19 protein-coding genes are annotated in these 16,834 nt (G+C 38.2%); all 19 read right to left on the bottom strand.

All coding sequences use genetic code 11. The annotated features are described in order from the left end of the window. Window positions 1-765, bottom strand: a complete 765-nt coding sequence (locus tag K3T81_RS07890) for an isoprenyl transferase (protein ID WP_238019231.1) — start codon at window positions 763-765, stop codon at window positions 1-3. 408 nt (window positions 766-1,173) lie between these two features. Continuing rightward, complete coding sequence (gene frr / locus K3T81_RS07895) at window positions 1,174-1,722, bottom strand: ribosome recycling factor (protein WP_238019233.1); 549 nt, start codon at window positions 1,720-1,722, stop codon at window positions 1,174-1,176. Between the two features lie 2 nt (window positions 1,723-1,724). Beyond that, complete coding sequence (gene pyrH, locus K3T81_RS07900) at window positions 1,725-2,447, bottom strand: UMP kinase (protein WP_238019235.1); 723 nt, start codon at window positions 2,445-2,447, stop codon at window positions 1,725-1,727. A 152-nt stretch (window positions 2,448-2,599) separates the two neighbouring features. Next, on the bottom strand, window positions 2,600-3,484 hold the full coding sequence (gene tsf / locus K3T81_RS07905) for a translation elongation factor Ts (RefSeq protein WP_238019237.1): 885 nt from the start codon (window positions 3,482-3,484) through the stop codon (window positions 2,600-2,602). 101 nt (window positions 3,485-3,585) lie between these two features. Then, window positions 3,586-4,332 (bottom strand): 30S ribosomal protein S2, encoded by a 747-nt coding sequence (gene rpsB, locus K3T81_RS07910; RefSeq protein ID WP_238019239.1) that lies wholly within the window; start codon window positions 4,330-4,332, stop codon window positions 3,586-3,588. Between the two features lie 179 nt (window positions 4,333-4,511). Next, window positions 4,512-4,967, bottom strand: a complete 456-nt coding sequence (locus tag K3T81_RS07915) for a DUF6115 domain-containing protein (RefSeq protein WP_106896674.1) — start codon at window positions 4,965-4,967, stop codon at window positions 4,512-4,514. A gap of 19 nt (window positions 4,968-4,986) precedes the next feature. Continuing rightward, a complete protein-coding gene (locus K3T81_RS07920) occupies window positions 4,987-5,283 on the bottom strand; it encodes a hypothetical protein (RefSeq protein WP_238019241.1) in 297 nt (98 codons plus the stop codon). Window positions 5,284-5,317: 34 nt separating this feature from the next. Then, a complete protein-coding gene (locus K3T81_RS07925) occupies window positions 5,318-6,691 on the bottom strand; it encodes a DUF342 domain-containing protein (RefSeq protein ID WP_238019243.1) in 1,374 nt (457 codons plus the stop codon). Between the two features lie 351 nt (window positions 6,692-7,042). Beyond that, window positions 7,043-7,822 (bottom strand): FliA/WhiG family RNA polymerase sigma factor, encoded by a 780-nt coding sequence (locus tag K3T81_RS07930; RefSeq protein ID WP_275949825.1) that lies wholly within the window; start codon window positions 7,820-7,822, stop codon window positions 7,043-7,045. 42 nt (window positions 7,823-7,864) lie between these two features. Continuing rightward, window positions 7,865-8,362: a chemotaxis protein CheD gene (locus tag K3T81_RS07935; protein ID WP_238019247.1), complete on the bottom strand. Its 498-nt coding sequence runs from the start codon at window positions 8,360-8,362 to the stop codon at window positions 7,865-7,867. Beyond that, the gene (locus K3T81_RS07940) at window positions 8,355-8,990 is read right to left on the bottom strand and encodes a chemotaxis protein CheC (RefSeq protein WP_238019250.1); all 636 of its coding nucleotides are present in this window, start codon (window positions 8,988-8,990) and stop codon (window positions 8,355-8,357) included. The genes K3T81_RS07935 and K3T81_RS07940 overlap by 8 nt, the downstream gene beginning before the upstream one ends. Before the next feature lie 3 nt (window positions 8,991-8,993). Further along, complete coding sequence (locus K3T81_RS07945) at window positions 8,994-9,467, bottom strand: chemotaxis protein CheW (RefSeq protein WP_238019251.1); 474 nt, start codon at window positions 9,465-9,467, stop codon at window positions 8,994-8,996. 97 nt (window positions 9,468-9,564) lie between these two features. Then, window positions 9,565-10,617 (bottom strand): protein-glutamate methylesterase/protein-glutamine glutaminase, encoded by a 1,053-nt coding sequence (locus tag K3T81_RS07950; protein ID WP_238019253.1) that lies wholly within the window; start codon window positions 10,615-10,617, stop codon window positions 9,565-9,567. Between the two features lie 6 nt (window positions 10,618-10,623). Beyond that, on the bottom strand, window positions 10,624-11,502 hold the full coding sequence (locus tag K3T81_RS07955) for a MinD/ParA family protein (protein WP_238019255.1): 879 nt from the start codon (window positions 11,500-11,502) through the stop codon (window positions 10,624-10,626). Further along, window positions 11,495-12,631: a flagellar biosynthesis GTPase FlhF gene (gene flhF, locus K3T81_RS07960; RefSeq protein WP_238019256.1), complete on the bottom strand. Its 1,137-nt coding sequence runs from the start codon at window positions 12,629-12,631 to the stop codon at window positions 11,495-11,497. The genes K3T81_RS07955 and flhF overlap by 8 nt, the downstream gene beginning before the upstream one ends. Next, a complete protein-coding gene (flhA, locus tag K3T81_RS07965; RefSeq protein WP_238019258.1) occupies window positions 12,628-14,661 on the bottom strand; it encodes a flagellar biosynthesis protein FlhA in 2,034 nt (677 codons plus the stop codon). Before flhA ends, flhF begins: the two co-directional genes overlap by 4 nt. 19 nt (window positions 14,662-14,680) lie before the next feature. Further along, entirely contained in the window at window positions 14,681-15,757 is a 1,077-nt protein-coding gene (flhB, locus tag K3T81_RS07970) for a flagellar biosynthesis protein FlhB (protein WP_249226103.1), read from the bottom strand. A 1-nt stretch (window position 15,758) separates the two neighbouring features. Then, window positions 15,759-16,538 (bottom strand): flagellar biosynthetic protein FliR, encoded by a 780-nt coding sequence (gene fliR, locus K3T81_RS07975; RefSeq protein ID WP_106896662.1) that lies wholly within the window; start codon window positions 16,536-16,538, stop codon window positions 15,759-15,761. Between the two features lie 3 nt (window positions 16,539-16,541). Continuing rightward, window positions 16,542-16,811, bottom strand: a complete 270-nt coding sequence (gene fliQ, locus K3T81_RS07980; protein ID WP_036573055.1) for a flagellar biosynthesis protein FliQ — start codon at window positions 16,809-16,811, stop codon at window positions 16,542-16,544. Window positions 16,812-16,834: the final 23 nt, after the last annotated feature.

A 16,834-nucleotide genomic window follows, 5' to 3' on the forward strand; every position in this document is an offset into this window, starting at 1 on the left:
CTAAATTCCTCCGTAGCGGCGCTTACGCTGCTGATATTCATGCAGTGCTTCAACGAAAACATCCTCGCTAAAGTCAGGCCACAGCACGTCAGTAAACCAAAATTCTGTATAGGCCAATTGCCAAAGCAGAAAGTTACTCAACCTTTGCTCTCCACTTGTACGGATTAATAAATCCGGGTCGCTTAATCCTTCTGTATACAAATAATTGGAGAAAGCTTTTTCATCCAACGAATCAAGCGTAATCTTCGAGCAATCGATATCTGTCATGATTTGCTTAATAGCCTGCATGATTTCATACCTACTACCATAGTTTAATGCAAAATTTAATAATAATCCATCATTATTCTTTGTTTTATCCTTTGCATACTGTACTGCTTTCTTTGTATGGGCTGGGAGTGCATCGAAATCTCCAATTGTTTCTATTCGTACATTTTTCTCCATTAATTCTGGAAGGTAAATATGTAAGAATTCCTTTGGTAGTTTCATTAAAAAATCTATTTCTGATTTCGGTCTTTTCCAGTTTTCTGTGGAAAAGGCATATAATGTGAGAACTTTAACGTTATAGTTACTCGCAGCGCGTACAACTTTCATCACGGCATTTACGCCTTCCTTATGCCCAGCAATTCGTGGGAGTGACCGTTTTTTGGCCCACCGCCCATTCCCATCCATTATGATTGCAACATGGTTTGGAATATTTTCTATATCCTTATGTTCTTTATAATCATCTGTTTGTTTCGATTTGAAAAAAGGAAGTTTCATTGACATCTTATGTCCTCCGAATGCAATTGATTATCCATACCCTCACGCACATAATATATGTGTATGCGTGAATCAATACATTCTATTCAGTATAGGTGGTATGAATTATCATTATATCATTAAAAGCCAAGAGAATTATATCGGAATAAAGGAATACGTTATGTAATTTTTAAATTGAATCCTTCATTCTAATTCATCTCATACTTCTTTTTAGTTTTTATTTAAATTCTTTTCTATTCGTTTACGGGTGTTCACTTACCTACCAATGAACCTCCCCTTCACTATATCATGATTTTGACAGATATGATACGGGGACTACTTCTAGATGTGATCCAGCATAACCGTTGAAAGAAAAGAAAAGCCCCCTTATAAGAAGAGGGCTATTACAACTTATTGAACAGAAAAGGGTATGAGTTAAACTTCCGTAATTTCTTTCTCTTTATCCCTTGCAAGTTGATCAATACGAGCAATGTGCTGGTCTGTTTCTTTTTGTACATCGTCCTGTGCAGCTCGCACATCATCTTCAGTTAGATCATCTGACTTTTTCAGTTGATCATTCGCATCTCTGCGGATATTGCGAATTTGAACACGAGACTCTTCCGCATATTTTCCAACAACTTTAATTAAGTCTTTACGGCGTTCTTCCGTCAAAGCAGGAATATTAATACGAATCACATTTCCATCATTAGATGGGGATAATCCTAAATCTGCTTTTTGGATTGCTCTTTCTACTTCTTGGATCGCTGATTTATCATATGGTGTAATAACAAGCAATCTAGCTTCTGGTGCATTTACTGAAGCGAGTTGATTTAATGGAGTGGAAGCACCATAGTAATCGACATAAACGTTATCCAGAATCCCTGGATTCGCTCTACCTGCACGGACAGTAGCCAAACTCTTTGAAAAAGCCTGTACTGCCTGTGACATTTTATCCTTCATATCTTTCATAATTGACTCTGACATTTTTATTTCCCCCTTATTATTGTACCAATGTTTTCACCTTGGACAACGCGTTTTATGTTGCCTTCTTCTGTGATTGAGAAGACAATTAGTGGAATATCATTATCCATACAAAGAGTTGAAGCAGTTGAATCCATTACACCTAAGCCTTCATTTAGCATTTCCATATAGGACAGTTGCTCATACTTCTCAGCATTTTTATTTATTTTCGGATCATCTGTGTAGACACCGTCAACATTATTTTTGGCCATTAGAATTACTTCTGCTTCGATTTCTGCAGCTCGTAACGCGGCTGTTGTGTCTGTAGAGAAATACGGGTTACCAGTACCAGCCGCAAAGATCACAACTCGCTTTTTCTCTAAATGGCGAATAGCTTTTCTTCTTATGTACGGCTCTGCAACTTGACGCATTTCAATGGAAGTCTGTACTCTTGTTGGAATACCTATGTTTTCCAATCCGTCTTGCAATGCCAGTGAGTTCATGATGGTAGCAAGCATTCCCATATAATCGGCATTTGCACGATCCATACCCATTTCACTTCCAACTTTTCCACGCCAGATGTTACCACCGCCAACAACGATCGCTATTTCTACATCTAATTCCGAGATTGCTTTCACCTGTTCGGCAACGGATTTTATAATCTTTGGCTCAATGCCATAACCCTGTTCACCACTTAAGGCTTCTCCGCTTAACTTTAGTACTATTCTTCGGTAACGAGCTGTTGTCATAATAACCTCCATGAATAAATAAGATTTTTTAGGGTTTCTACCACTAATAGGTCTTTGTTTGCTTTTTTGTTGCACATATAAACAACAGAAGCAAAAGAAGAGTAAAGTAATTTGGAGAAATAGGGAACAACGAGTGCTCCCTATGTGGTTTATTATTTTTTAATTTGGCTCATTACTTCATCAGCAAAGTTTTCTTCACGTTTTTCCATTCCTTCTCCAACTTCATAACGGATGAAAGTTTGAACAGTAGCACCTTTATCAGCTACAATTTTCTTCACTTTTTGGTCTGGATCTTTAACGAAGCTTTGTTCTAAAAGACAAATTTCTTCAAAGAATTTACCAAGACGACCTTCTACCATTTTTTCAACGATATTAGCAGGTTTTCCTTCGTTTAACGCTTGTGTTTTTAATACTTCGCGCTCATGATTTACTTCTTCTTCAGATACTGCATCACGAGATACATAACGAGGGTTAACTGCAGCTACGTGCATCGCAACATCTTTTGCAAGATCTTCGTCTGTTGTACCTTCAAGTAAAGCAAGTACACCAATACGTCCACCCATGTGTAGGTATGAACCAAATGCATCATTATCTGTTTTGGTTAGAACTGTAAAACGACGTAGAGAGATTTTTTCTCCAATTGTAGCAACAGTAGAGTTGATATATGTTTCTACTGTATCGCCATTTCCGTGAAGTTCTTGTTGAAGTGCTTCTTCAACAGTTTCCGGCTTATGGTTAACAATATGTTTACCAAGATCTGCTAACAAATTTTTGAACTGATCATTTTTTGTAACGAAATCTGTTTCACAGTTTACTTCAAGTAATACAGCACTATTGTCTACAACTTCAATGTAAGTAGATCCTTCTGCAGCAATACGATCTGCTTTTTTAGCAGCTTTAGAGATACCTTTCTCACGAAGATAGTCTACCGCTTTATCAATATCGCCTTCAGTTTCTTGAAGTGCTTTTTTACAATCCATCATTCCTGCACCTGTTTTTTCGCGTAGCTCTTTAACCATTTTTGCAGTAATTGCCATTATAATTCCTCCTTGGATTAAGTCATTTTCTAGGTTTTTTGCTTTAAAAAAGGGCGATAAAAGGCTCTTATCCTCTTATCACCCTCACCTTTTACTTGAATTTACTCTTGATTTGATTCAGCAGCAGTCACTGTTTCTTCTTCAGCCTGCACTTCTTCTGTTTCTTCGCCTTGTTTCACTTCCAAAATAGCATCTGCCATTTTAGATGTCAAAAGTTTTACTGCACGAATAGCATCATCGTTTGCAGGGATTACATAATCGATTTCGTCTGGATCACAGTTAGTATCAACAATTCCGATAATCGGAATGTTTAACTTGTGAGCTTCTGCGATAGCGATGCGCTCTTTACGTGGGTCGATAACGAACAATGCATCTGGCAATTTAGTCATTTCTTTAATTCCACCAAGGAATTTTACTAGACGTTCTTTTTCTTTTAAAAGGTTTACTACTTCTTTTTTAGGTAGTACTTCAAAAGTACCATCTTCTTCCATACGCTCAATGTCTTTAAGACGGTTGATACGTTTACGAATTGTTTGGAAGTTAGTAAGTGTTCCACCCAACCAGCGCTGGTTTACATAAAACATACCAGAACGAGTTGCTTCGTCACGGACAGAGTCCTGTGCTTGTTTTTTTGTACCAACGAAAAGTACAGTCCCGCCATTTGACGCGATTTCCTTCACGTAATTGTACGCTTCATCAACCTTTTTAACTGTTTTTTGTAGGTCAATGATGTAGATGCCGTTACGCTCTGTAAAGATGTATTTTTTCATCTTTGGATTCCAACGGCGAGTCTGATGTCCGAAATGTACACCAGCTTCAAGTAGTTGCTTCATAGAAATTGCTGACATAATATCTTCCTCCTAAGGTTTTATTCCTCCGTTCAGGTCATCTTTATATAGAGACTGTTATACAGCACCCACTATACAAATCACGGAACGTGCGTGTTTTCGTACCTCGTTCATTAATATATGAACATAGTATTTACACCAAAAGTTAATATATCATACCGTTCGCCTCTAAGCAAGTATTATTCACCATTTTTTGCATACAATTTTATAATAAGCTCAACTTCTGTCTTGCCGCAGTCCAATTGCTTTGCAATTTCGGTATTGCTTTTTCCCCTATGGTGCAATTGGAGTATCCTACTTTGCAAGGATGCTTCCACTTGATCTTCCTCAATTGGGGCTGGTGGAGTATACGATGAATTCTCTTGTTCACTGTAATCATAGTTTGCTTGAGAACGAACGGGTTCATAAGCAACTCCCTTAGGTACAGAAGTTGCCATATCTTCTTCGCTACTTATTGCTTCCTGTAATCGATCATTTTCCTCTTTTACTTCTTGAAGGTATGTTTCCAATAATGTGACTAACTCTTCTGTTTGTGTATCAGACTTTGGCTGGGATCTTTGCTTAAAAAGCTGAAATATAATAGTGAGTGTCACGATATGTAATAAAAAACTAATAATCAGTAAAAAAGATTCCATATAATTATAATTCTCCCTACTATCCGTTAAAATCTATCCTCTTTCCTAAAAAAGGGTGGTCATTTTTGTTTATAGATTGCTGTTCCTGCTCTTTCTCATTCTGTTCGGAGCAATTAGTACGTTTGTCTTCCTTTTTAATTTTCTCCGTGGTTTCAGACCTAGTCACCTGTTTTCGCTTTTCCAGTTGTTGTTTTAACTGCACTCCAGCTAAGGACTCTTGAAAATGCTGGTTCTGTTTCATTTGTTGTTCTTGCATTTTACCTGCATCCTGTGTTCTTGGCAAGGCTACCTGCATTTCTATAGAACGCCAACTCATAACCACACTTCCCTTTTTGGGAGCAATCCCTGAATTAGCTGAATAATGGATGTGTTACGATTTCGTTCTTGTTCATCTCTAATCTTACATAATGCGAATCTGACTTGATCGCTTTTTTATATTTCCCAAAAGCAATCCTGACGTTACGGTAAAGATTTTGCCTAACAGTAATGAAGGCCGTTTGTTCATTTCCTAACGTGACTTTAACCATTTTAAGACTTTCCGTGACGGTGGCAAGTTCATTACAAGCTTTTTCATAAAGATTTCGCTGCCTTAGTTTTGTAATGCGTAATTTTACCTCGCTTGTTGTAAGAGATGTGTTTTCCATCCTTTTACCCAGTATAGAGAGTTTCGCTATCTCATCTTCTAATTCCTTCTTTTTTCTAACTAATACTTGCTCTTTTTCCAAAGCTAGCTTGTTTATACCAAGGGAAATCTCTGTTTTTATAAGTAGTCTGTTGCCAACATCCATCGCTTCCACAAATTTACCCGCAGATACACTGCCACCAATAATATTACCTTTTTGGCAATAGACCTTTTCACCTGCTGAACAAGTACTGTGAAGAATGGAGTTCTCTACAAAAATATCCTTTTCTGCCACCACGCTGCCCTGATTAATATACCCAACTCTGACTGTTTCTCCTGCTACTACGGAACCTTCCTTCTGACCTGCAAGTCCTTCTGCAATATAAACTGTCCCACCTGCAATGATGGTGGCCGCTTCCACTAGACCATAAATTTTGATGTCTGCTGTAGCCTTAACCGAAAACCCTGAGGGGACATCTCCGTGAATAATAATGGTCCCAACAAAGTCAAGATTGCCGTATTTCATAGAAAGTGTCTCATGCACTTCATAGACTGGATAAACATGTAACGTATTACCCATTATGCTCAGTTGCCCTTCCGCTTCCGCATAGAAAGATTGGTCTTCCTGATGAAATACCACGTTTTTACCTGGTTTTAATAAAGCCGTCTTGCCTGGCTTGGCTCTTATTTTCTTGTTGAAAATGTTAATTCCATCTTCCTCATTTGTAGGTGGTTTTAATGTAGCAAGCTTCTGTCCAGTTGTTGCGGCAGGAATCCGCATAATATTGCGGAAATTTGCGTTGGAATCGCGATCTATTTCCGTAGTAAAGTTAGAATGATAGACAATTTCCCCGTCTATTCCATTTATAGCTGGCTTACCTTCTGCAATCGTAATAGGAAAAGAAAGATCCTCTTTGGCTATAAGTTGTTGAAAATAAGTTTGGTTAAGTCCATAGTGAATTTGCTTCTCTTTCATAAAGGTAATTAAGATTTCCTCATCTACCTTTAATTCCCTGTACATCTCCCTATCAAGACAATCCAATTCAGCAGATAAGCCATCCTTCTCTAAAACGACTTGAAAGCATTCTCTTAACTGTTTCATCACTTCTTCTCCTTATCCTGTTTTTAAAGAACGTGTTCAAAAGGAGGATATAAAGGACCGAGGTCGGCTAAAACCACAACGTCCTGGGCCTGCGCTAACTCGCCCCACCGAAAAGATTTATTGCAACGCCGACACTAACACGTCCTATGCGTCGAAGTTCAAGGCTGCGTAGCTTTGAGTACCGGGCTTACACAGGATGTGTTGACTTCTGTGTTGTCCACAGGACGTGGACGGTTTTAACAGAAGTTCAGTAGTACCGATGTGTCATTTATACCGGACTTTTTGAACAACCTTTTAAAGCATAAGTGTTAAACTTCTACTCAGGCATCTAGATGTAAGAAGAATGGTTTGTTAGTTGACAGCCTGGATTTTTTTGAGCGTACTTCTTAATTTGACGATAGACTTTTTATGAATCTGTGAGATACGGGAAGTAGTTAGGCCGAGTACCTGGCCAATTTCCGTTAAAGACAATTCATCCTGGTAAAACAAACTGATCACCATTTGTTCATTTTCATTTAAACTGCTAATACCTTCTGCTAGTTCTTTCTTTAATTCATTTGAAAGAACATTGAGCTCAGGTAAAACCGTTGTTTCATCAGGTACAGCATAGCCGATTCCCTCTTTTAATTCACTTCTTCCATCTTTTGGTTTTTCTTCGATGGATAGGACATTCGCAAATAATGAATCATTTAAGATGGTTTCCACTTCTTTCACTCCCAGTCCAGCCTTTTCAGCTATCTCTTCCATTGTCGGCATGCGTTGGAGTGCTTGTTCAAGTGAATGGGTTAGCTGCTCCAGTTTTTTCGTTTTCTCACGTAATGATCTAGGAAGCCAGTCTTCTCTTCTCAACCCATCCATAATTGCTCCTCTGATACGGAAGGATGCATATGTATCAAACTTAAGATCTCGAGCTGGTTCGAACTTTTTAAGGGCATCATATAATCCGAGCAATCCAAAACTCTTAACATCATCCCTATTTACACTACTCGGCAAATGACTGGAGATTCGATCAGTATGGTAGCTTACAAGATACATATATGTTTGAATGAGTTCATTTGCAGCATCGTTATCCTTTCGGGTCTGCCAATCATGCCACAACTTTTGTTCATGAGAAGACTTGTTCACCGTCATCATTAACTCCTCCCTCTCTACTATTAAACCAACTAGCTTCAATTAAATCAGTTGTTCCTCTTTACTAGCTTTTTTTATTTTCAATTTACTTGTTTCAGGATTAAACTCTATTGTTCTCCCCACGTTGCCACCCGTATCGGCTGCGATAACTGGAATGCGCAAATCTTGTAAAATAGCTAAAACTGCTTCAGAATTTCGTGGGCCAATTCGCATAATGTCAGAATTAGAAGTGAAGTGAAACATTTGTGCCCCACCAGCCAGTTTTGCTTTTAATGCATACTTTCTAGCACCCTCGTCAATTAATTTATTAACTAGGATCGGGATGGCAGTATCTGCATATTTATAAGCATTTAGTTCCGCCTGTTTTGCCAAATTAGAATCTGGTAGAAGGACGTGGGAAAGTCCTGCTATCCGCTTAACATCATCATAAATTACTACACCTACACATGATCCAAGTCCAGAAGTCCGGATAACACCTGGTGCTGTTACTATATTTAAATCTGCTATACCAACTTTCACTATAGAGTTAACCTCAATCATATTCCGTAATTCCTAATGCATGAAATAACTTAGTGAGTGAAGCTGGATCAGGTATTAGCAAGAAATTCCCCTGAACACCTTTTTGCTCTTCTTGTTCATTAATTTTGGTATCAATGATAATGGCGTAATCTGAGACTTGCGATAACTCTAATAACCCTACTGTCAAAATAGCACCAGCCATATCAATACTTAAATAAGGTACAGAGGGCTGCATATTGATACTAGTAAAGTCTGACAACGCGGATAAATAAGAACCAGTCAAAATATTCCCCGCCTCCTGCAATGCAGAGATAGCAAAGTCGTTGGCTGTCTCACCGAGTAAATTCCCTTTATTTCCAGGTACTATTTCATTAACCAAGAATTCCGCCTCTTCAATAGATAATATAAAATACACTGTCCCAGGTGCCTCTCCCTGTATTCGGAAAAACACTGCAGCAATTAGTTCATCAGGCCCTCCAATTAATTCCATTACTTCATCAAAACTTACCACTTTAACTGAAGGGACTTGCATATCAATTTTCTTATTAAGTAATTTTGCCATGGAGGTTGCTGCATTTCCTGCTCCAATATTACCTATTTCTCGAAGCACATCTTTTTGTACGTTGGTTAGGTTTGTAAAGTCGTTCATTTATTAAGACCCTTCCACTCCATGTAATTCCTTCATTTGATCAACCGTTAAAACCTTCTCAAGATCAAGAAGAATGAACAATCGATCTTCCATTTTCACAACACCTTCGATATAGTCTACATCTACAGTTCCAATTACTTCAGGTGGTGGCTCGATTGCCTCTTCAGAAATATCCATTACATCATTGGCAGCATCTACGATCAAACCGACTTCCATATCTTCCAAATTAATAATAATAATTCTAGTAGATTCATTGTATTCTGTTGCTTCGAGATTAAATCTGACGCGCAAATCAATGACTGGTGTTACAACTCCTCGCAGATTTATCACACCTTTAACAAAGTCAGCAGTTTGAGGTACTCGTGTAATCGGGAGCACCCTTTCTATTGCCCCTACTTGCTGTACTGATACTGCATACTCTTCATTCTGCAATTGAAAAATAATAACTTTTCTATTAAGTGAAGTTCCTGTTTCCATTTTTCACGCCTCCGTTTTTCTTTTTTATATTTTGATAATAAACCTAATTGGCAATTCTAAAAATACTTTTCGGCTATGAGACAAAGTCTATATACTCTTATACGTTCACCAGATTTTCAAGCGTATCAGCAACCTGGTTTAATGCCACAATGTGATTAACACAGTTCGTTTTAACCGCAGATTTTGGCATTCCATAAATAACGGCTGTCTTTTCTGATTCCGCTATGGTTATTGTAGAAGGATCTATTGTTTTCATCCTCTTGATTCCGTTAGATCCATCGCTTCCCATTCCCGTTAAAATAACGGCAATTTTGTTTGTTTGATCTAAGTCACCTGCAGATTCAAACAACACATCAACAGAAGGCCTATGCCCGTTAACTGGTTCTTTTTGAGATAATTCCACAACCATCGCTATTCCACGTTTTTTAACATGCATATGGTAATTGCCAGGGGCAATATATGCTGTTCCATCCTCAAGGACTTCACCATGAACTGCCTCTTTGACATGAACTGCTGACATTGAATTCAGACGCTCTGCAAGAGACTTGGTAAAGCCAGGAGGCATATGTTGAACAATCAAAATCGGCGCTGAAAAATCAGACGGTAGGCAAGGTATTACTTGTTGTAAAGCGCGTGGCCCTCCCGTTGACGTACCAATGGTTACAATCGTTCTGCTATATGTCTGTTTCCCGTTTTGGACAGGAATGTCAGTAGATTGTATCGTAGACTCTTCAGGTTTTTCCGTAATAGATACACCAGACGCTGCTATTACTTTACTAATAATTTCTTGTGTTATCTGACCATTCTCTATCGATAGATTTCCTGAAGGCTTCGTTATAAAATCAACTGCTCCATTAGAAATTGCCTGTAAGGTTTTGTCTGCCCCCTCTGCAGTAGCGCTCGATAACATTACAACAGGAACAGGGCATTCACCCATAATGTATTGAAGTGCTGTAATACCATCCATTACAGGCATATGAATATCCAATGTTACAACATCTGGTGACAACTTTTTTATTTTCCTAATCCCGTCCTCACCATTACGGGCTGTAGCAATTACTTGAATACGTTGGTCTGATTCCAGCATATCCTTAATAACCTTACGCATAAATGCAGAATCATCAATTACCAGCACACGAATAGATTTCATAATTCGTTACCTCTCTGTCATCAGTTGTTTTAGTTTTTGTAGGAAAGTCTTACGGCCAGATTGTTGAAAATCGTGCGGTAAATTATCCGTATAATGATAGGCTAGTTGTTTCATAGCCTTACTAACAGGAGCATTTTCATTATATATAGTATAAGGAATCTGCCGAATAACGGCTTGGGATACATGCTTATCATCAGGTAATATGCCCAGTGCATTCACATTAACCTCAAGAAAACGCATCACCACTTCACGGAACCGCTGTAAAGCCCGTTCACCTTCTTTTGTACTTGAAGCTCTGTTCATAATAACTTTCATTGGCATGTCCAGGTTGTTGGATACGATATGTTTAATCATGCCATACGCATCTGTAATGGATGTTGGCTCTGGAGTAGTTACAACTATACATTCATCAGAGGCCAAAATAAATGACATGGTATCCTTAGTGGCCCCCGCGCCCATATCGAAAATAATATAATCATAGGAAGAGACTAGCTTATGATACTGTTCAAAAAAATAATCTCTGCTTTCTTTATTAAGTGAAAACAATTCATTCAGCCCTGATCCACCTGCAATGTACCCTAACCCCTTAGGTCCCGTTTCAATGATATCTTCAATTCTTTCATAATTTTGCAAGAGGTTAACAATTGACTTTCTTGCCGGCACTCCCATTAAAATGTCTATATTCCCCATGCCGATATCCAAATCGAATAAAAGGACACGGTTTTTCTGACTAACTAACTCTAATGATAAATTGAGTGCTACATTAGACTTGCCTACACCGCCCTTACCACTAATAATAGAAACAGTTTTTGCTTGTTTTAATTCAGGTAAAGGGTTATCTTGTTTCAATTTTTTGCGAAGACTTGATGCTTGATCCTCAAACATCTCGCAAACCATCCACAATGTAATCACTTATCAGCGAAGGAGACAATTTTAATAGATCTTCAGGAACGTCCTGTCCATTGGTTGCGTAAGCAATTCCAGTCTGTTTGCCAAGTGATATATTTAGAAAGCTACCATATTGTCTGGTTTCATCAGTCTTTGTGAATACTATTTCTTTGATACCAATCTGAGAAAACTGGTCATAAATGGTAGTAATATCTTCTGCTTTTGCCGTTAGAGCTAATACAAGATACGTATCCATCTCCCATTCAGGACGAGTGGTTTCCTTTAGCTGTCTTATATACTGTTCATCTCGGAAATTTCTGCCGGCTGTATCAACAAGAATGACATCATAATTAGCATATTTTTCAAATGCTTGCCTAAAGTCATCTGCTGTATATGCAACTTCCATTGGCACATCTAATATCTTGGCATACGTTCTCAATTGCTCTACAGCTGCAATACGATACGTATCCGAGGTTATAAGCGCAACTTTCTTCTGGTCCTCTAACATACATTTAGCTGCGATTTTAGCGATGGTTGTTGTCTTCCCAACCCCTGTCGGACCTACAAACTGTGCAATTTTCTTTGTATCCTCTATGCCTTTATATGGAAATCCAGAAAGCTCTGTCTTTAAAACCGTCGCTAAGGTGTTAACTATATCACGATAATTTACATTTTCTGGTTCTAGATCGCTTGCCTTATCCATTACTTTATCTACAAGCTGTTTGGCAAGAATTGGCTCTACTTCTTGTGCAATTAAGCCTTCATAAACAAGTCGATAGTTCATTGGATAATGACTGGTTTCATCTGTTGAGTAATGAAGCATTTTTTTTAGTTGCTTTATTTCCTCCAAGACAAGGTTATCAGAGTCTTTTTTAGGACCATCTTGCTTGTTTTCAGTTTTTGTTGTATTGGCTACTTTGTCTTGAATCATCTGGTTATTGCTTGGTCGAATTGGATCTGGATCATGTGCTGCGACCACTTCGATTCTGCTTTTTTTAAAAAGTCCTAAAAAGCCTTTGTGTTTTACCTCTTTGGAATTTAAGATAACAGCTCCTGTACCTAATTCTTTCCTTACCTGCTTCATTGCTTCTGGCATGGTTGCCGCTGTATATTTTTTTACCTTCATTGAATATTCACCACCCCTACGCTTTGTACTTGTACTGTTGGCTCCAATTCATTATAAGATAGCACTACAACCTGTGGAAGGAAACGTTCAACCAGCTGTTTCAAATACATTCTGACAGCTGGAGAGCAAAGTACAATTGCAGTCTCTTCCTGTAACGATAACTTTTCAGCTTCATTGTGCAGGGATTTTACAATTTCTTGTTGGGAATCAGGGTCCAACGCTAAATAATTCCCATGCTCTGTCTGCTGAATGTTTTCCGCTATAAGTTTCTCGACTTTCCCTGAGACAGTCAATACCTTCAACGAAGAATCATCTTCTGCATATTGCTTAGTAATCTGTGGGGATAAAGCTTGTCTTACATATTCCCCTAGTAGTTCCGTATCATTTGTTAATTTTGAGAAGTCTGCTAAGGTTTCAAAGATTACTGGCAAATTTCGTATGGAAATATTTTCTTTTAAAAGTTTTGCCATTACTTTCTGAATGTCTCCAACAGATAAAGGATCTGGGGTAACTTCCTCTACTAATATTGGATAGCTTTCTTTTAGGTGATCGATTAATTGTTTGGTTTCCTGACGGCCTAGTAAAACATGTGCATGTTTCTTTATCACTTCCGTAATATGGGTGGATACAACAGATGGTGGATCCACAACAGTATAACCGGACAATTCTGCTTCATCTTTCACGTCTTCGTTTATCCATTTAGCAGGAAGACCAAACGCTGGTTCTTTAGTATCGATACCATCGATGTCATCATCTGCTATATCAGGAGACATGGCAAGATAATGATCGAGCAACAACTCCCCTTCTGCCACTTGGTTTCCCTTAATTTTCATCTGATATTCGTTAGGGTTTAGTTGGATGTTATCACGAATGCGAACAACTGGTATAACAATTCCTAATTCGATTGCCAATTGTCGGCGGATCATAATAATTCTGTCCAACAAGTCTCCACCTTGATTCGTATCTGCTAAGGGTATTAAAGCATAACCAAATTCAAATTCAATCGGATCCATATTAAGTAAACTAACCACATTCTCTGAAGTCTTCATAGCACTGCTTTCTGTCTGCACCTCTTCTTCCACTTCATCAACCTCCGGCTCTTCAGCCTGTTTCAATAACAAGTATCCACTTAATGCAAGCACTCCGGCAATGACTGTAGTAAGGAAGAAGTTAATTGGTGTTAAACCAAGCAAGAAGATCGTCCCTGCTGCAATAAATAATAGCTTTGGATATTGTAGTAGCTGACCTGTAACATCACTTCCAAGGTTCCCTGTACCTGCCACACGTGTTACAACTATCCCAGTTGCTGTTGCAATTAATAAGGCTGGTATCTGACTAACAAGCCCATCCCCTACAGTCAATCTCATATATGTATTAATTGCTTCTTGAAACGGCATGTCCATTTGTACCATGCCAATAATGAGGCCAAAAATAATGTTAATGAGAACGATGATTATACCAGCAATAGCATCACCTTTTACAAATTTACTAGCTCCATCCATAGAACCGTGAAAATCTGCCTCATTTTCTACCTTTTCCCGCCTTGCTTTTGCTTGCTGCTCAGAAATCAGTCCAGCATTCAGGTCGGCATCAATACTCATTTGCTTTCCTGGCATTGCATCAAGCGTAAACCTTGCTGCCACTTCTGATACACGTTCTGAGCCTTTAGTGATTACAAGAAACTGAATGATTACAAGTATAATAAATACAACGAAACCTACAAGAGGATTATCACCGATAACAAATGTACCAAATGTTTCTACGACCCCGCCTGCCTCAGCTTCAGAAAGAATTGACCTGGTAGTAGAAACATTTAACCCTAAGCGGAAAAGTGTTAAAAGCAGCAAGAGAGATGGAAATATGGAAAACTGCAATGCTTCCTGTGTGTTCATTGATACAAGTATAACGATTAGTGCAAGGGTTATATTACATAAAATAAAAATACTTAATAGCCATCCCGGTAGTGGAATGACAAGCATTACGATTATTAATATAACACCTAAAAGGACGGATAAATCACGAGCTTTCATTATTGTCTCTCCTCATTGCTTAAGCTTTTTTCTCTAGTTTATATACATACGCCAACACTTCAGCCACTGCTTTGAAGAACTCTTCTGGGATGATATCCCCGATTTCTGCTGCTTTATATAGGGCACGGGCCAGTGGTTTATTCTCTACTGTGGTTACCCCATTTTTCTTAGCAACTTCTTTTATCTTCATTGCAATATCGTCTGAACCCTTTGCGACAATGTACGGTGCGTCTGCTTTGGTCTCATCATACTTAATCGCTATGGCAAAGTGAGTCGGGTTCGTGATGACAACATCTGCGTTAGGGACCTCACTCATCATTCTGCGCGTTGCCATTTGACGTTGTCTTTCTTTTATTTTGGACTTTATTAATGGGTCCCCTTCAATATTCTTGTATTCATCCTTTACATCTTGTTTAGACATCTTCATATTCTTTTCAAAATCGTAACGCTGGTAAGCATAATCGAAAACAGCAAGAAAAAGAAGAGCAATGGTCGCTGATATAGCCATGATAACCGTTACCTGACCAAAGAAGGCTAGCGCACCATCCACCGTTTTAAACGATAGCATCATCATTTCATCTTTATTTATCCAGATCACAAGAAATGTGATGGTGCCGATGAAGACAATTTTTAATAATGATTTCAGCAATTCAACAAGTGCTCGGATGGAGAATATTCTTTTAGCACCTTGAATTGGATCTATTTTCTTCAGATCAAATTTTAAAGGCTCTGTTGTAAACAAGAATCCAATTTGCAAAAAATTAGCCGCCAACCCAGCTATTATCGAGATTACCATAATAGGCGCCAGCATTTTGGCAGCTTCAATCGCTGCACCGGTAAAGACTTGATGAACTGTGTTTTCCGTAACATCCCATTGAATGTATTCCGTAAAAGAATGTGTAAAGAAATCCATCATACTATTCTTTATCGAGCCACCAAAAACAATGAGAATAATAAAGGTAAAAAGCAGCAATATTGCTGTATTAATATCCTGGCTCTTCGCAACCTTCCCTTTCTTTCGCTCATCTTGACGCTTTTTCGGAGTTGCTTTTTCGGTCTTTTCACCTGCAAAAAATTGTAAATCAAGCCTTAGCAAGTTACGCACCCCCGAATAATTGCATCAGTCCCTGCATTGTTTGGAACAGATATGTAAATAATTTTTTAACAAGTACAATATAGAGACTTAGAAAAACGAATAAAGTTAGGAAACTTACAAGTATCTTTAGTGGAAGTCCTACTACAAATACATTTAGTTGCGGGACTGTTCTCGCTATAATACCAAGTGCGACGTCAACTAAGAACAGGCAGCCAACAATTGGTATGGCAATTTGGAAAGCGATCAGAAACATCGTATTAAACGTATCGATAACAAAATCAGCAATAGATTGGTTGCCAAATGGTATAAATGTATCTACAGGAATGAACGAATAACTATTGTAAATTCCGTCTATTAATAAATGATGCCCGTCTACAGCCAATAAAAAGAGTAAGGAAAAGATATAAAAATATTGACCCGTTAATGGACTTTGTGCGCCAGTTTGCGGATCAATAACATTAGCTATTGCAAATCCCATCTGAAAATCTATAAACCCACCAGCGATTTGAACTGCTGAAAGAATGATGTATGCAATTAGACCAATCAATAGTCCAACCAATACTTCTTTTATTAAAAGAAACAAGTACAATTCATCGAAAGTAATATCTGTGGTGCCAATTGTATAAAACATAATAAAAGCTAAAAAGAAACTAAGGCCTATTTTAAATGGTGTTGGTATAGTTCCGTAAGCAAACAGTGGCAACGTGACAAAAAAGGCTAGCACTCGAACAAAGACAAGAATAAAAACTGGCAAGCTATTAACATTAATTAATTCAAGCATGGGTTACCCTACAAACTGATTTAAATTTTGAAATATGTCGGAAGTAAATTTAACCATTTCTGTAAGCATCCATGGTCCAAAAAAAATGAGTCCAACCAATACAGCTACAATTTTCGGAACAAAAGCCAAGGTCTGTTCCTGTATTTGGGTTGTCGCTTGAAAAATACTTACCAGCAAGCCAACAGCAAGCGCTAGTATCAACAATGGGCCTGTGATTAAGAGAATGGTATACACTCCCTTTTCTGCGAGGCCTAATACAAATTCACTGCTCACCAAAATCACCTACTTTTCTTAAA

The organism is Oceanobacillus jordanicus, assembly GCF_022095695.1.
In the GTDB taxonomy this organism is placed as follows: domain Bacteria; phylum Bacillota; class Bacilli; order Bacillales; family Amphibacillaceae; genus Oceanobacillus_B; species Oceanobacillus_B jordanicus.

Coding starts and splice junctions, on each gene's coding strand:
- flhF (WP_238019256.1), bottom strand. CDS start 12,631: ATGAAGGTAAAAAAATATACAGCGGCAACCATGCCAGAAGCAATGAAG.
- K3T81_RS07950 (WP_238019253.1), bottom strand. CDS start 10,617: ATGAAATCTATTCGTGTGCTGGTAATTGATGATTCTGCATTTATGCGT.
- flhA (WP_238019258.1), bottom strand. CDS start 14,661: ATGAAAGCTCGTGATTTATCCGTCCTTTTAGGTGTTATATTAATAATC.
- tsf (WP_238019237.1), bottom strand. CDS start 3,484: ATGGCAATTACTGCAAAAATGGTTAAAGAGCTACGCGAAAAAACAGGT.
- fliR (WP_106896662.1), bottom strand. CDS start 16,538: ATGCTTGAATTAATTAATGTTAATAGCTTGCCAGTTTTTATTCTTGTC.
- K3T81_RS07890 (WP_238019231.1), bottom strand. CDS start 765: ATGTCAATGAAACTTCCTTTTTTCAAATCGAAACAAACAGATGATTAT.
- K3T81_RS07915 (WP_106896674.1), bottom strand. CDS start 4,967: ATGGAATCTTTTTTACTGATTATTAGTTTTTTATTACATATCGTGACA.
- pyrH (WP_238019235.1), bottom strand. CDS start 2,447: ATGACAACAGCTCGTTACCGAAGAATAGTACTAAAGTTAAGCGGAGAA.
- K3T81_RS07940 (WP_238019250.1), bottom strand. CDS start 8,990: ATGAACGACTTTACAAACCTAACCAACGTACAAAAAGATGTGCTTCGA.
- K3T81_RS07945 (WP_238019251.1), bottom strand. CDS start 9,467: ATGGAAACAGGAACTTCACTTAATAGAAAAGTTATTATTTTTCAATTG.
- K3T81_RS07955 (WP_238019255.1), bottom strand. CDS start 11,502: ATGTTTGAGGATCAAGCATCAAGTCTTCGCAAAAAATTGAAACAAGAT.
- K3T81_RS07920 (WP_238019241.1), bottom strand. CDS start 5,283: ATGAGTTGGCGTTCTATAGAAATGCAGGTAGCCTTGCCAAGAACACAG.
- rpsB (WP_238019239.1), bottom strand. CDS start 4,332: ATGTCAGCAATTTCTATGAAGCAACTACTTGAAGCTGGTGTACATTTC.
- frr (WP_238019233.1), bottom strand. CDS start 1,722: ATGTCAGAGTCAATTATGAAAGATATGAAGGATAAAATGTCACAGGCA.
- K3T81_RS07925 (WP_238019243.1), bottom strand. CDS start 6,691: ATGAAACAGTTAAGAGAATGCTTTCAAGTCGTTTTAGAGAAGGATGGC.
- K3T81_RS07935 (WP_238019247.1), bottom strand. CDS start 8,362: ATGATTGAGGTTAACTCTATAGTGAAAGTTGGTATAGCAGATTTAAAT.
- K3T81_RS07930 (WP_275949825.1), bottom strand. CDS start 7,822: ATGACGGTGAACAAGTCTTCTCATGAACAAAAGTTGTGGCATGATTGG.